Annotated in this window: 15 protein-coding genes and 1 pseudogene; 9 read left to right on the top strand and 7 right to left on the bottom strand. The window is 35.0% G+C overall.

The genetic code is table 11. The annotated features are described in order from the left end of the window. Positions 1-138: 138 nt before the first annotated feature. The 3 genes from VUJ46_RS13055 to VUJ46_RS13045 form a co-directional block, all read right to left on the bottom strand. Positions 139-1,362: a 3-phosphoshikimate 1-carboxyvinyltransferase gene (locus tag VUJ46_RS13055; RefSeq protein ID WP_326981192.1), complete on the bottom strand. Its 1,224-nt coding sequence runs from the start codon at positions 1,360-1,362 to the stop codon at positions 139-141. Positions 1,363-1,440: 78 nt separating this feature from the next. After that, entirely contained in the window at positions 1,441-1,767 is a 327-nt protein-coding gene (locus VUJ46_RS13050; RefSeq protein ID WP_225690424.1) for a nucleotide pyrophosphohydrolase, read from the bottom strand. Beyond that, positions 1,768-3,180 carry a hypothetical protein gene (locus VUJ46_RS13045; protein WP_326981191.1) on the bottom strand — a complete coding sequence of 471 codons (1,413 nt, stop codon included), beginning with the start codon at positions 3,178-3,180 and terminating at the stop codon, positions 1,768-1,770. It abuts the gene before it with no gap. A 181-nt stretch (positions 3,181-3,361) separates the two neighbouring features. Between VUJ46_RS13045 and VUJ46_RS13040 the strand changes: the two genes are divergently transcribed. After that, entirely contained in the window at positions 3,362-3,613 is a 252-nt protein-coding gene (locus VUJ46_RS13040; protein WP_034678914.1) for a type B 50S ribosomal protein L31, read from the top strand. 216 nt (positions 3,614-3,829) lie between these two features. On the opposite strand, the pseudogene VUJ46_RS13035 reads toward VUJ46_RS13040, so the two are convergent. Next, positions 3,830-4,006 (bottom strand): annotated as a pseudogene (locus VUJ46_RS13035) (transposase); the annotation flags it as partial. Positions 4,007-4,067: 61 nt separating this feature from the next. On the opposite strand from VUJ46_RS13035, the gene VUJ46_RS13030 reads away from it, so the two are divergent. Beyond that, positions 4,068-4,202, top strand: a complete 135-nt coding sequence (locus VUJ46_RS13030) for a hypothetical protein (protein ID WP_326981190.1) — start codon at positions 4,068-4,070, stop codon at positions 4,200-4,202. Between the two features lie 248 nt (positions 4,203-4,450). After that, a complete protein-coding gene (locus VUJ46_RS13025) occupies positions 4,451-5,611 on the top strand; it encodes a GlmU family protein (protein WP_326981189.1) in 1,161 nt (386 codons plus the stop codon). 35 nt (positions 5,612-5,646) lie between these two features. Here the strand turns inward: VUJ46_RS13025 and VUJ46_RS13020 are convergent, their stop codons facing one another. The 3 genes from VUJ46_RS13020 to VUJ46_RS13010 all read right to left on the bottom strand — a co-directional run bounded on the left by VUJ46_RS13020 (position 5,647) and on the right by VUJ46_RS13010 (position 8,443). Then, a complete protein-coding gene (locus VUJ46_RS13020; RefSeq protein WP_326981188.1) occupies positions 5,647-6,219 on the bottom strand; it encodes a DUF6705 family protein in 573 nt (190 codons plus the stop codon). 247 nt (positions 6,220-6,466) lie between these two features. Then, complete coding sequence (locus VUJ46_RS13015) at positions 6,467-7,087, bottom strand: DUF6705 family protein (RefSeq protein ID WP_326981187.1); 621 nt, start codon at positions 7,085-7,087, stop codon at positions 6,467-6,469. Positions 7,088-7,093: 6 nt separating this feature from the next. Then, positions 7,094-8,443: a hypothetical protein gene (locus tag VUJ46_RS13010; protein ID WP_326981186.1), complete on the bottom strand. Its 1,350-nt coding sequence runs from the start codon at positions 8,441-8,443 to the stop codon at positions 7,094-7,096. 156 nt (positions 8,444-8,599) lie between these two features. Here VUJ46_RS13010 and VUJ46_RS13005 point away from each other — a divergent pair, with 156 nt between their 5' ends. From VUJ46_RS13005 to guaB, 6 genes are all read left to right on the top strand, one after another. After that, positions 8,600-8,950 carry a helix-turn-helix domain-containing protein gene (locus VUJ46_RS13005; RefSeq protein ID WP_326981185.1) on the top strand — a complete coding sequence of 117 codons (351 nt, stop codon included), beginning with the start codon at positions 8,600-8,602 and terminating at the stop codon, positions 8,948-8,950. A gap of 84 nt (positions 8,951-9,034) precedes the next feature. Next, on the top strand, positions 9,035-9,544 hold the full coding sequence (locus VUJ46_RS13000) for an RNA polymerase sigma factor (RefSeq protein ID WP_326981184.1): 510 nt from the start codon (positions 9,035-9,037) through the stop codon (positions 9,542-9,544). After that, positions 9,519-10,196, top strand: coding sequence for a hypothetical protein (locus tag VUJ46_RS12995; RefSeq protein WP_326981183.1), 678 nt, complete (start codon positions 9,519-9,521; stop codon positions 10,194-10,196). Before VUJ46_RS13000 ends, VUJ46_RS12995 begins: the two co-directional genes overlap by 26 nt. 65 nt (positions 10,197-10,261) lie before the next feature. Next, positions 10,262-11,542 carry a DUF4252 domain-containing protein gene (locus VUJ46_RS12990; RefSeq protein ID WP_326981182.1) on the top strand — a complete coding sequence of 427 codons (1,281 nt, stop codon included), beginning with the start codon at positions 10,262-10,264 and terminating at the stop codon, positions 11,540-11,542. Between the two features lie 11 nt (positions 11,543-11,553). Further along, the gene (locus VUJ46_RS12985; protein ID WP_326981181.1) at positions 11,554-12,054 is read left to right on the top strand and encodes a DUF4252 domain-containing protein; all 501 of its coding nucleotides are present in this window, start codon (positions 11,554-11,556) and stop codon (positions 12,052-12,054) included. 165 nt (positions 12,055-12,219) lie between these two features. Then, on the top strand, positions 12,220-13,680 hold the full coding sequence (gene guaB, locus VUJ46_RS12980; protein ID WP_326981180.1) for an IMP dehydrogenase: 1,461 nt from the start codon (positions 12,220-12,222) through the stop codon (positions 13,678-13,680). Positions 13,681-13,825 lie beyond the last annotated feature (145 nt).

The following is a 13,825-nucleotide window of genomic DNA, read 5'->3' as shown; positions in this document are numbered from 1 at the left end:
GCAAAAGAACATAAAAGTCTTTACAATCTTTGATTTTGTCCTTTTAAGTACTTTTGTCTCCTAAAATTATTCTTCTGAATATCTTTTGCCTCTTTTGTGGTTACATTTAAAATCAATTTGAATAGATTTTATTTTAAATTAATGCGTGAAAATGCCTGAAAGATCTTCCCAAAACATCGGATAAGATTTCTCCACAACATCTTCATCTTCAATCTGTAATTCTTTAATCAGGCAAAAAGGAGCAAAACTCATCGCCATTCTGTGATCCTGATAGGTTTTAATGATGATATTTTCTTCAGGCTCATTAAAGCTGATTGATTTAATGGTTAAATCCGTAAATTCAGTTTCTGCGCCCAATTTTTTCAGTTCATTATATAACGCTAAAAGTCGGTCGGTTTCTTTTACTCTTAATGTTCCCAATCCTGAAATCTCAAAAGGAATTTTCAAAGCTGTTGCCGTTACACAAAGGGTTTGAGCGATATCCGGACAGTTATTCATATCCAAAACAATCTTTTCAGGAAACTGAAAATTAGGATCAGGCTGAAGCGTTAATTGATGCTCGCCTTTATTAAAGATTGTTTTAATTCCGAAAAACTGTTCATAAATATCAGCAATCGCAGAATCTCCCTGAGTGGATGACTGATAAAAGCTTTTTAAATGAATGGTTTCTCTTCCCAAGGCCGCGATAGAGTAGAAGTAAGAAGCAGAACTCCAGTCGCTTTCTACTTCATAGTTAATGGTTGCTGGTTGCTGGTTGCTGGTTGATTCTACTTTGATCGTGTTGCCGATGAAGCTGTTTTTAATACCGAATTTGGTTAAAATATCCAGCGTCATTTCAATATAAGACCTTGACGTAACTTCGCCAACCAAGTTTATTTCCAATCCGTTTTCCAGTTTTCCGGCAATCAAAAGAAGTGAAGTGATAAACTGGCTCGAAATATTGGCAGGAACATCAACGCTTGTTTGCGTGATTTTTCTTCCCGTGATTTTCAATGGCGGAAAACCTTCATTTTCCAGATATTCTATTTCAACGCCCAGATTTTGCAAGGCGGTTACCAAGTTTTTGATAGGTCTTTCTTTCATTCTTCCGGAACCGGTAAGAATTGTCGTTTTACCGTCCTGAATAGAATAATAAGACGTAAGGAAACGCATCGCCGTTCCGGCGTGGTGAATATCTACGGTTTCTGTGTTCTCAGACAATGCTTTTTTCAGCAATTGGGTATCCTGAGAATTCGACAGATTTCCGATTTTTATGTTTTTAAATAAACTTTCCAAAATCAACAAACGATTCGAAATACTTTTCGAACCGCTGATCTGTACCGTTTTATTTCCTAATAATTTTGATTTTTCTAGCTTCTTCATTATTCTTCAGATTTTAGATTCTAGACATCAGATTTCAGATTTTTAAAGTCTTGAATCTGAAATCTTATATCTTTTGTCTTATTTCAATTTTTCATTATTCTGATGACGATCTTTATCGCGATCAGTTTTTATTTTCATTTTTTTATCGAAAGCGTCCTGCAAATTGACTCCCGTTTGATTAGCTAAACATAACGTAACGAAAAGTACATCTGCCAATTCTTCACCAAGGTCTTTGCTCTTATCGCTTTCCTTTTCGCTTTGTTCGCCATATCTTCTGGCGATAATTCTGGCCACTTCTCCAACTTCTTCCGTGAGCATTGCCATATTGGTCAATTCATTAAAATAACGAACGCCAATGGTTTTTATCCATTCATCAACTTGTTGCTGCAGATTTGTAATTTCCATTTATTGATAAGCTCCTAAAGTAGGATTTGTTGTTCTTGAAACATTCACGATATCGGTAGGAACAGTGCCTGCGATGGCTGTACTTCCTTTTCCTCGGGCAAAAGAATTCTGGTTAACCCTTAAATTCAATTTCGCCGTAAAATAATTAACAAACTGAGGATCTTCATTTTTATAACACTGAACAATGCTGCTCGGGTTATTATCAAACTGGAATCCTGCTTCCGAAGTGTTGGAATATTTAATTAAACTATTCTGAAAGAAGAAATTAAATAATTGCCCCGGTGTTTGTTCAAAGTTGATTCCGTTATCTCGGTCAGAATAAACGATGCTGTTCAGTAAGTTCAGCTGTTGCAAAGCGCCCTGTTCGGTTTGTCCGCTTTCATTTTTCCATTCATTGGTCGCGAAAATTCCGTTTCGGTTATAAGAGCTCATTATTTTAGAATAATTGGCAATCGTAGAATGGGTATAGCTGTGACTTCCACCTCTGAAAATCCCGATACACGATTCCCCACAATTGTTCATTACTAAGTTTTTAGCATTTACCGTAGAATTCACGGCATAAATACCATACTCCTGAAATGTGTGAATGAAAGAGTTATTAATGATTGCGTTGGTTTGCTTCATTTCCAATCCTTTTGTACCTCCGAAAAGTCTTGCATGGTTCATATTTAAATTAGAACCGGCTTCCATTTTAATAGAATTCCAGTTTTTAGGAATCGTATCATAATAAGGATCATTTCTGTCGCCACGAAGAACAACTTCTTTATCCAGCGTTCCGTTGATATTTAAAAATGCACCTGCAGAAACCTTCATTCCGCTGTTTTTATGGAAATATACTTTCGTACCTTCTTCTATATCTAAAGAAATATTTTCATCCACGGTTAAATTACCATAAATAATTTTTGCTTTATCATTCTTCCATACGGTATGATTGCTGATAACATTCGGATTGGTAGGCGTTTGGATGAAAAATTCAGCATCCTGAACCACTGAGAATAAAGTCACATGCTGCTGACCCGCTGGGCTCGTGAAAATCACGCGATCTTCGGCAATGGCTTCCGGGCCTGTGGCCTGTGGTGCAATTTCAACAAAAATATAAAGACTGTCTTTTTTTCTTAACGGAACATCTTTAAAATCATAGCCCGGTTTCCCGTCTACATTGATCTTATATAAAGAAGCCGCCCCTTTTTCAAGATTGATTCTTGGGATAATGATGTCTTTATCTTCATTATTAAAAACTTTTACCGCATAGGTTTCCGAACGAACCTGATGATAAACAGTGTCACAAAAAACAGTATCTCTTGAGAATCTTAGCTCCTGCGAAGGCTGATCAAAACTAATGTCATCCTTATTACAGGATACAGCCATAAGAAGCATCCAGAAAGAAAAGGCCAGTAATAATTTGAATTTCATCGAAATTAAAGTTTAAATAGATTTCAAATGTAACGAAAATACTTCAAATTTCTTATGAAGAAAAAATTATTGATTGGTTATTTGCAATTTTAAAAAAATATTGTATTTTTGCAACCTAAAATTTAGCAGAAGAAATACCATTACTATTTCGAAAGCAAACTTTAATTTTTAAAATTGTATTATGAAAAACGGAATTCACCCAGAAAATTATAGACTTGTTGTTTTCAAAGATATGAGTAACGACGAGGTATTTTTATGTAAGTCTACTGCAGACACAAAAGACACTATCGAGTTTGAAGGAACTGAGTACCCATTGATCAAAATGGAAATCTCTTCAACTTCTCACCCTTTCTACACAGGAAAAACTAAATTAGTTGACACTGCAGGTAGAGTTGATAAGTTCATGAACAAATACAAAAAATTCGCTAAGTAATTTTTTGATATTCAAAATATTAAAAGTCTTTCGGTTTTCGGAAGACTTTTTTTATGCGCTTCTATTGAGGATTTCGTTTTTTAAATTAATTTGATTGGATCAAGCGCAAAAATTGGGGACTAAGCAAAAAGTTTAACTCATCAGAACGTTTTTTGTTACTCTCGCAGATTTTGCAAATGATGCAGATTTTTTCGGATCAGGCGCAAAAGTTGGGGGCTAAGCAAAAAGTTTGGTTAATCTGAATATAAAGAAGTTTCTATCTTTGACTCCTCTGAGTTGCATTCTGAAGTTTTTTATCTTGGCATTGAAAGGTTCAGCGGCAGCATTAGTACTTCTTTTATCAAAATAATTTAGGATATCTCTATAATGGTGTATGATTGTCTTTCTTAAGGTTGAAAATGATGGATCAAGTACAAAAGTCGGGGACTAGGCAAAAAAGTTAAGATCATGTAAGATGAAATTTTTTGCTCTCGCAGATTTTGCAAATGATACAGATTCTTTTCCTTACACTTTACATATTGAACACGAAGCCAACCCAAGTTTTTTAACAATTCCCGTTTTAAGTCTCACCAAACCGTTCTACCTATAAAAGACCGCAAAGGTTAAACAAAGAAAATCAACGATATCATCCGTGGTAAATCTGTGCTATCCGTGGGAAATAAAAATATTCGCGCATTCGTGGCAAAAAAATATCTAAAGAATTTCTCCCCAAGTTTTGAAACTGATCCATTTGATTTTAAGTTTCGATATTGTTCTTTATTTAAACTAATTGAGGAAAATTTTATTTGTATTTTTGTTTAAACTTTGAATTTTAAACTTAAAACATAAAACTGAACGATGCAATTAGTATTTTCAGATGCACAATATTGGGAAGATTTTCTTCCGCTTACTTTTACCCGCCCCGTTGCAGAAATGCGTTGTGGAATTCTTACTTTCTCCGAAAGATGGCAGAAAATTTTAGAGAATACAGAAATTTCTTTTTTCACAGAAACCTATTTGCAGGATAAATTTGCAGAACCTGAAAAAAAGGAAAGCCTTTTTTTGGTGACCAACTTTTTACCTACAGAAACGGTCATTCAACAAATAAAAGACTTGAATCAAGGGGAAGCATTGGTTTATGAAGATGAATTGGTGGCGGCAAAAATCAATATGGAAGGTTTTTCTCTGAATCAGATAGAGAAAATGACCGATATCAAAGAAGAGTTAGTTTTCTTTAAAAAGCCAACCGACCTTTTTACCTATAATAAAGAAGCGATCGATTTTGATTTTGAATTGCTGACTAAAGATAGAATTTCACAAGAGCTTTCTTCTACCAACGGATTTTTAGGAGATAAAAAAGATTTGTTTATTGAAGAAGGCGCTCAGGTAGAATTTTCTACATTAAATACCAAAACCGGAAAAATATACATCGGAAAAAATGCGGAAGTAATGGAAGGCTGTCATCTTCGCGGTCCGATTGCTTTGGGTGAAGAATCGAAGTTTAATTTAGGTTCAAAAATCTACGGTGCGACCACTATTGGTCCGCATTGTAAAGTGGGAGGCGAAGTGAACAACATTATTATTTTTGGATATTCCAGCAAAGGGCACGACGGTTTCATCGGAAATTCTGTGATTGGGGAATGGTGTAATTTCGGTGCAGATACCAATTCTTCCAACTTAAAAAATAATTACGGTCATGTAAAACTCTGGAATTACAGAACAAAAGCGTTCGAAGATACCGGTCTTCAGTTTGCAGGATTAATTATGGGCGACCATTCTAAAACAGCCATCAATACCCAGTTGAACACAGGAACGGTTGTGGGCGTGGCTTCCAATATTTTTAAAGAAGGTTTCCCTCCCAATTTAATTGAAAATTTCTCGTGGGGAGGTTTTAAAGGTGACGAAAAATTTAAACTGGACAAAGCCTACGAAGTCGCCGAAAAGGCAATGGCAAGAAGAAAAGTTGCTTTGACGGATAAGGATAAGGCGATTATGAAACATATTTTTGATACGTATTAAAAGATAAAAACCTCCAGATTTGGAGGTTTTTGATTTTATTGTTTTGTCAAAATAATTTCTTTGGGTAACGGGTCGGGTTGTTGATCAACGGGTTTGCCAAAATAAAAACAACTGGAGTCTAAAGGTTGTGGGTAATCTTTGTATCTAAATTTCAATTCTTTTTTAGAAGGACCTGTAAAACCCATCATAATAAGTCCTACTTTATTACATAATTCAGGATCTATATACACTAATTCATACTTTCCGCTAGGATGGATACGCATACCTTGTATTTTTGAATATTGATCTTCAACAGACAGATTGTCAAAAAGAATTTTTCCTTCTGCATCCTTTAATTGAAATTTGCCCCAAAGGATATCCTTGTAGTAAGGATTTTTTTGTGCAAGTGTATCAAAGAATTTTACCTTTTTAAAAACAACAGTAAATGTTTTATTATCTGAAGTTCCCTTCCAAGTTCCTTCAAAAACAGGTAATTGATTTTCCGTATCTTTTATATAGGAGTTGGGAGGAAGCTCGTTGTTCATCGTTGTTAAGGGAAATATCTGTTCCTGTGCCTTACAATATATTAAGCTAAAGACAAACGTGATAACTGATATTATTTTTTTCATGATATTTTTTATTTATAATGCCTCCGAAGAGGTTTTGTTTATTGTTTAGTAAAAATCAAATCCTTTGCCTCAGGCAAATAGATTTTTGTATCCAATGTCGGAGGGCATTTAGCTGCTGTAGTTACAATGTCATTGGGACGATATTGCCAAGAAATTTGAGTTGAATTTATCTTTTTTAATTTAATTTCTCCAAAACCTACATTGCAATTAGTCCCTCTATAGACGAAAATAACAGTATTTTTATTTTTTATTGCTTTATCATTGTAAATTCACCTAGTGGTAACGAAAAATTTGCTGGAGGGCTTTCATGCTCTACATCATATGAGACAGTATCTGTATTAGCTATTTTTATTTGCAATACCTGTTGTCCATTTATTACTGTTCTTCTTAAAAACATATCAGCATATCTGTTAGTTAGTTCATCAGTGATCGTTAGGCGTGCTCTTTTTTCATTTGGATTACATTGCGGGCATTTCCACACTCTATTATTAATATTTGATATAATTGAATTACCTGCAATACCATGTCTTAATAATTGATTAGAATAAGCTATATCCAAATTAGATAAAGTATTCACTTTTTCAACCCCATTCACCAGGTATTGATATTCTCCAATAATCATATCTTCATGATGTAGGCCTTCTGGTTGTTTTATCATTTTCTTTAACACTATTTTGAACGTAGTATTCCCACTAGTATATATGTAAGTTCCCTGAAAGGGATCTAACAAGTTGTTAAGATCTTTCTTATAATAATTATGATATGTATTATTAAAAGTTGAATAGGTGGTATCATTTATATCTATCACAGTTTGTGATTTTGTAATAATGGATATTAATATCATTAAAACTAAATATATATTTTTCATAAGTTTTTAATTACAATTAATAGATTGTACTAGCGCATTGGGTATATTAGATGCTATTTGCAATTTACTAAATCCTGTGATATCGCTATTTGCTTTATATAAGCCGACATTAGTTCCAAAATTCATTTGTAAAAATATACTTTCATAATCTGGATTAGTTTTTTCTGATTCTTTTTCATATTTTTCTTTTAATGTGGCATCCATTCGTTTTTTAATTTGCTCATGTGTACATCCAATATTTTCGGGGTTATTAAATATATCTTCCATATACTGCCCGATGTTCTCAAACATAATCACATACGTTTGCTTTACTCCATTATCATCCTGACAGACCAATGTAAGACTAGATTGTCCATTATTATAAGACGCAGCTTTCATTTCTAATGTATATAATGCATAAATATCACTCCATGAAAACATAGGATAAGTGTCAGTAGGATGCGTATGTATGGCGCTATAATAGGTTCCTCCCGCTTGAATAGCTAATGCTGCACCCGCTGTATAGGGAGCCACTTCAGTCGTAATATTTCCTGCACTATCTTTCTTCAAATATATACCTGCTTCTCCCGTGCTACTATTATTAATATAATTATACATTCCGTTGGTAATGAGGGTTTTAACATTTCCTTTTGCGGGGTCTAATAAATCTTTTCCTTTCTGACAAGGATGGAGAACTTGTGAAGGATACGGATATCCGCCGCCGCCGCCTGGTCCACCTCCCGGATTATTTCCCACAGACCCTCCACAGTTGGCATCGTCAGGATCCACAGATTGACAGGGTAATTTCGGCCCGACAGGAGTACAGGAGATCGTAGTGTATTGAAAAGTAGGGCCTGCGCTTCCGTCTTCATTGGTCCACGTCCATGTGGTCACAGTAGAGATACAGCCTTTCGCCGCAGTATTTAAGGCACCGTTGTTAGCTTCTATTTTGTATTTACTTCGGTCATTAAAGACTAAAGCGTTAAAAAACTCATCAGAAGCAGTATCTTCTTTTCTTTTAAAAAATACCCGGTCATTTTCTCTGTAGACTACCATGATGAAGCTTACTTTATTGTTTTTAATCACAGGTACCTCCAGGTAGCTCTCATTAAAAGTCCCGAATGTAAGTGCATAATCCCAATATACAGTTCCAAAATTAGAAGTGAAATAATTTCTATCAGCATACTCATTAAAAACTTTCATCACATTTTTAATGTACTTTTCATCTTCTTTCCAGAGACTTTTACTGGCATATGCTGAAGAAGGGGCTTCAATTGTTTCCAGGGTATTGGAATTAACCTCATCATGTACACAAGACTGTACAAGAAATGTAAAGACTGCTGAGAAACACAACCGCGAAATAAATCTTTTCGTCATAAGCATTTGTTTTTTATGGGTTAAATATATTAATTTTTTATAACTCTACAAAGGTGTGAAAAAATAAGTGATACAATGAAGTAAAAATTTACTGCTTTCCGTACTTTTTTTCTAAAAGAAAATTTTATGTAATTTTGATAAAAATATTGTTGCGCCATGACTTTAGGTGAAAAACTGAAAAAAGCGAGAATACATAAAAACTTTACCCAGGAATATCTTGCAGAAGTACTGAATGTTTCTCAGAAAACGTATTCTAATTTTGAGAATGATAAAAGTAAACCCGATTTTCATCAGGTGGAAGATATCGCCAAAGTTTTGGAAGTAAGTGTGCTTGATTTCCTAAGTGGAGATAATATTACGGTAAATCAAAATAATAATGATGTAGCAATAGCACAAAACTATGCAACAATTAATGCCTCGGAAAAATTAATAGAACAGTACGAACAACGGTTGAAAGACAAGGATTCTGAGATCGCTTATCTTAAACAGCTTCTCGATAAAAAATAGAAACTTCAATTTATTTTGAAGTTTTTTTATTTTTGATGTAATAGAATTGAAATTCCGGTTGTCTTACTTATAGAAACAAAACTTATGACCCAAGAAACTTTTAAGAGTACGGTGTTTATTCTCAAAAATGAGATGTATCGCTTTGCGAAAAGGTTTGTCATGAGCAGTGATGAAGCGGAAGATGTGGTTCAGGATTTGATGATCAAGTTTTGGCAGAAAAAAGAGGAGCTGGAGCAGTTCGGGAATTTAAAATCTTACGCGCTGAAAGCCGTCCGGAATGAATGCCTGAACAGATTGAAGCATCACGATGTAAAGCAGGGTTTTGCCGATCTGCAGCTTCACCGTTCAGAGCTTTACAGCATGGAAGTGAATAATTTGAAAGAACATATTGTAGGTTTTATCAATCAGCTTCCGGAAAAACAAAAGTTGGTTATCCATTTAAAAGATGTAGAAGAATATGACGTTTCGGAGATCGCCGAAATGATGGAAATGGAAGAAAATGCCGTAAGAGTCAATCTTATGCGGGCAAGACAAAAGGTAAAAGAACAAATCACTCAATTGATGGATTATGAACAAAGACAAATTTCAAGATAAATGCGACGAAGTCTTCCAACAGCTAAAGGAAGAAAAAATGGACTGGGATTTTGAAGATTTCCTTACCCAGGCGGAAGGAAATAAGGAGAGTGAAGCCGAGAATGAAACTCCGGTTATCCCGATCGGTACGAAAAGCAAACCTTCATTTCCGAAATGGTTCTGGATGGCTGCGAGTGTAGTATTGCTTTTAAGCATCGGGTTTTTCTTTAATTATAATACAAATTCAACGGTAAATGATCAGGCTCAGTTGGTTGAAAATCAAATCAAGCAACAGAAAAAAGATTTTATCGAAGAAAATAACGAACATCAGCAGCAGGTAGCTCTGAATCATGTGGAAGATTCTATTGCGGGAGCGAAAAAAGATTCAATTTTTCAGGAAAATACTTTAGCTGAGAAAGATGTTTTAGACCAGATTCTATCGAAAAGGGGTAGAATGAAAAAGGAGAAAAAGCCAAAATATGTAAGCAATTCTTCTTATAAAAACGCTTCAAAAGATTCTACAGGCTACAAAGATTCTTACGTGATTGTAAACGGAAAAAGAATTGATAATGTGGAAGAAGCCATTAATGTAACTAAATACTCATTTCAGATATTTGCAAATAACGTTAGTGATAAATTAGCCCAACCAACCGTCGTAGATGACGACTATTAATTAACCTTTTTAAGATTATGCACCTGATCAGGCACTAATAATCATTGATAAAATAAAATTAACTCATGAAAAAAATATTCATCATATTCGCATTGGCCTTTTCACATTTCTTCAATGTGTACGGCCAGGATGACAAATTCGATAGGCTCCTTGAAAAATATCAGGAAGCAGAAGGTGTAACTTCCATAAAAATTGCAAAGCCCATGTTTGGAATGCTCAGCAGTCTGAATATTGAAGATTCTCAACTGGATCAGATTAAACCTCTTTTGGCAAAAATCAAAGGTCTAAGAATTTTGATTACAGAAAATCCCGAAAATGCCAACAGCAAAGACGGGAAAAAAGTTCAGGCCAATTTATCTGAATTAAATAGAGATATTTCATCTTATCTGAAGAATCTAAATTATAGCGAGATCATGACGATGAATAGTTCCGGATCGAAAATAAAATTTCTTTCCTCGGAAGCTAAAGATGGTATTCTGGATGATCTGTTATTGAGTATCGACGGCGGAGGCGGTGAAAATATTTTGGTAAAACTTGATGGAAAGTTATCAATGGATGATGTGAATAAACTCATCAATTCCAGCGAAACAAAATTCAATCCGGCCACCAATACGAGAACAAATATTAGTTCAGAAAGTAATTCTTCTTATTTAAGTGGTGAATCCAGAAATGTAGGTGATTTCTCAGCCATTCAGGTAAGTACGGGTGTAAATGTGGTTTTCAAACAGGAAAATCCGACCAGCGTAAAAGTAATTGCCGATGCCGACAAGCTTCAATATATCATCACCAAAGTGGAAGGCGGAATGCTAAAAGTTTATATTGATAATAAAGGTCAGAAGAATCTAAAGTTTAAAAACATCAGCGTAAATGTTTCTTCACCAAGATTGAATGATATCAGAACGTCTTCAGGAGGAACTTTTACCGCAGTAAATACGATCAGAGAAAATAATCTGAGCCTTGATACTTCGTCAGGCTCTGTTTTAAAAGGAAATTTTGAAGTTTCAAATATTACAAACGTAGAGACAAGTTCGGGTTCTAATGTAAAAGCTACGATTAAAACCAAAATGATTAATGTGAAATCTTCCAGCGGTTCGGATGCGGTTTTAGACGGACTTGCGAATTCAGGAATGATCGACATCAGCAGTGGAGCAGTTTGTAAAGCGGAAAACTTTGTCCTTAAAACATTAGATGCAGAAGCCACTTCAGGCGGAACAATATCTGTAACGGTTTCGGATAAGCTAAACGTGAAAGCTTCATCGGGAGGTTTGGTAAAATATAAAGGAAATCCTGAGATTGATTCTAAAATCAGCAAGACATCAGGTGGTAGTTTAAAACCAATCAACTAAAATTTATGACCATGAAAACTTTAAAAAATATAGTTATCATCGTATGCGCGATGTTTCTGATGCAGTCCTGCATCGTTTCAGAAAGACCGAATATGGCTTATTTTTCAGATTCAGGACGAGATTTTAAAGGAGCAAGATTTGCAAGCATTAATGTTCCGATGTTTTTAGCCAAACCTATTATTAGAAGGGCTTTGAAAAAAGATGGTGACAATGAGGAAGCGATGCGACTCGTAAGAAAAGTTTCAAAAATAAAAATTCTGACTGTTGAAAATGGCGACAGAACCATGTTGAAAGAATTTGCCAATTATTTAAATGACAATAATTACGAAGAGTGGGCCACGATAAAGCATGAAGGGGATAACGTAAATGTAAGGGTGAAACAAAAAGGGGAAGCCATTAAAAATATGCTTCTTACCGTGAACTCAGACAAGGAATTGGTTTTTATTGATGTACGAGGAAGTTTTACGGCTGATGACATCTCAAAAATGATCAATTTTGCTAAAGACAAGTAACTTCATATCATATACTTAATTATTTTGTACAATAAAACCGTTCCACATTGGAACGGTTTTTTTAATGTAATTCGATTTAAGTTATTGATTACTAAGTTTTATTTAAACTATTAAAATCAATTTTCGTATGTCGTCAAAATGTCTTAATTTTGCAAGAAAGTAAAGATGTCTATTCATAACAAAATTGTAGAGACAGCCATCACTTTCGATGACGTGCTTCTAGTTCCTTCTTATTCAGAAGTTTTACCTAACCAGGTTTCATTAAAATCAAGACTTACCGACAAAATTACGCTGAATGTTCCGATTGTTTCCGCTGCAATGGATACCGTTACAGAGGCTGATTTGGCAATTGCTTTGGCGAGAGTCGGAGGGTTGGGTTTTATCCATAAAAATATGACGATTGCGGAACAGGCTGCACAGGTAAATCGTGTAAAACGTTCAGAAAACGGAATGATTTCTGATCCTGTTACCCTTTCAAAAGATCATACTTTAGGGGAAGCTAAAGGCTTAATGGCTAAATATAAAATCTCTGGTCTTCCGGTTGTAGATGCTGATAATGTATTGATCGGAATCATCACCAACAGAGATGTAAAATATCAGGAAAACCTTGACGTAAAAGTGGAGGAATTCATGACAAAAGATAATTTAATCACTTCGGATAAAAATACCAATCTAGAGCAGGCTAAAGAAATTCTTCTTAAAAACAGAGTGGAAAAACTTCCTATCGTGGATGCTGAAAATAAATTGGTTGGTTTAATTACCATTAAAGATATCGATAATCAGCTTGAATATCCGAATGCTAATAAAGATCAAAACGGTAGATTAATCGTTGGAGCCGGGGTTGGCGTAGGTGAAGATACATTGGAAAGAATTGAAGCTTTGGTAAAAGCAGGTGTTGATATCATCGGTATCGATTCTGCTCACGGTCATTCTATCGGAGTTTTAAATAAAATTAAAGAAATTAGACAGGCATATCCTGATTTGGATATCGTTGGTGGAAATATCGTAACTGCGGAAGCCGCAAAAGATTTGATCGAAGCTGGTGCAAACGTTCTTAAAGTAGGTGTTGGTCCGGGTTCTATCTGTACTACGAGAGTTGTTGCTGGAGTTGGGGTTCCTCAGTTATCTGCTATTTACAACGTTTACGAATATGCTCAGTCTAAAAATGTAACTGTAATTGCAGATGGTGGTATTAAACTTTCAGGAGATATCGTAAAAGCAATTGCAAGTGGAGCAGGAGCAGTAATGTTAGGTTCACTTCTTGCCGGAACTGATGAAGCGCCTGGTGAGGAAATCATCTTCCAGGGTAGAAAATTCAAAACGTATCAGGGAATGGGAAGTCTTTCTGCAATGAAGAGAGGTGGAAAAGAAAGATATTTCCAAAGTGAAGCTAAGAAATTCGTTCCGGAAGGTATCGAAGGAAGAGTTCCAAGCAAAGGTAAGTTGGAAGAAGTTATTTTCCAGTTGGTTGGAGGTCTTAGAGCAGGAATGGGGTATTGTGGTGCAAAGGATGTTACCGCTTTACAAACTGAAACTAAAATGGTAATGATCACAGGAAGCGGATTAAAAGAATCTCATCCTCACGATGTTATCATCACTCAGGAAGCTCCGAATTATTCTTTGTAAATAATAAATTAAATATAATGAATAAGGCTATCTCGTTTTGAGGTAGCCTTGTTTTTTATCAATAGGAGCGGGCTTTAGCCCACTTTCAGTAACGATTTAATGAATTTAGCTTTTGCCCAAACTTATTTTTAATTCAATTTAAAAA

Origin of the sequence: Chryseobacterium sp. MYb264, from assembly GCF_035974275.1 — a bacterium.
In the GTDB taxonomy this organism is placed as follows: domain Bacteria; phylum Bacteroidota; class Bacteroidia; order Flavobacteriales; family Weeksellaceae; genus Chryseobacterium.
This window is presented reverse-complemented; position numbering and strand designations above follow the sequence as displayed.

Excerpts from the sequence above, each read along its gene's own strand:
- VUJ46_RS13055 (WP_326981192.1), bottom strand. The coding sequence starts at position 1,362 with ATGAAGAAGCTAGAAAAATCAAAATTATTAGGAAATAAAACGGTACAG.
- VUJ46_RS13050 (WP_225690424.1), bottom strand. The coding sequence starts at position 1,767 with ATGGAAATTACAAATCTGCAGCAACAAGTTGATGAATGGATAAAAACC.
- VUJ46_RS13045 (WP_326981191.1), bottom strand. The coding sequence starts at position 3,180 with ATGAAATTCAAATTATTACTGGCCTTTTCTTTCTGGATGCTTCTTATG.
- VUJ46_RS13040 (WP_034678914.1), top strand. The coding sequence starts at position 3,362 with ATGAAAAACGGAATTCACCCAGAAAATTATAGACTTGTTGTTTTCAAA.
- VUJ46_RS13030 (WP_326981190.1), top strand. The coding sequence starts at position 4,068 with ATGAAATTTTTTGCTCTCGCAGATTTTGCAAATGATACAGATTCTTTT.
- VUJ46_RS13025 (WP_326981189.1), top strand. The coding sequence starts at position 4,451 with ATGCAATTAGTATTTTCAGATGCACAATATTGGGAAGATTTTCTTCCG.
- VUJ46_RS13020 (WP_326981188.1), bottom strand. The coding sequence starts at position 6,219 with ATGAAAAAAATAATATCAGTTATCACGTTTGTCTTTAGCTTAATATAT.
- VUJ46_RS13015 (WP_326981187.1), bottom strand. The coding sequence starts at position 7,087 with ATGAAAAATATATATTTAGTTTTAATGATATTAATATCCATTATTACA.
- VUJ46_RS13010 (WP_326981186.1), bottom strand. The coding sequence starts at position 8,443 with ATGACGAAAAGATTTATTTCGCGGTTGTGTTTCTCAGCAGTCTTTACA.
- VUJ46_RS13005 (WP_326981185.1), top strand. The coding sequence starts at position 8,600 with ATGACTTTAGGTGAAAAACTGAAAAAAGCGAGAATACATAAAAACTTT.
- VUJ46_RS13000 (WP_326981184.1), top strand. The coding sequence starts at position 9,035 with ATGACCCAAGAAACTTTTAAGAGTACGGTGTTTATTCTCAAAAATGAG.
- VUJ46_RS12995 (WP_326981183.1), top strand. The coding sequence starts at position 9,519 with ATGAACAAAGACAAATTTCAAGATAAATGCGACGAAGTCTTCCAACAG.
- VUJ46_RS12990 (WP_326981182.1), top strand. The coding sequence starts at position 10,262 with ATGAAAAAAATATTCATCATATTCGCATTGGCCTTTTCACATTTCTTC.
- VUJ46_RS12985 (WP_326981181.1), top strand. The coding sequence starts at position 11,554 with ATGAAAACTTTAAAAAATATAGTTATCATCGTATGCGCGATGTTTCTG.
- guaB (WP_326981180.1), top strand. The coding sequence starts at position 12,220 with ATGTCTATTCATAACAAAATTGTAGAGACAGCCATCACTTTCGATGAC.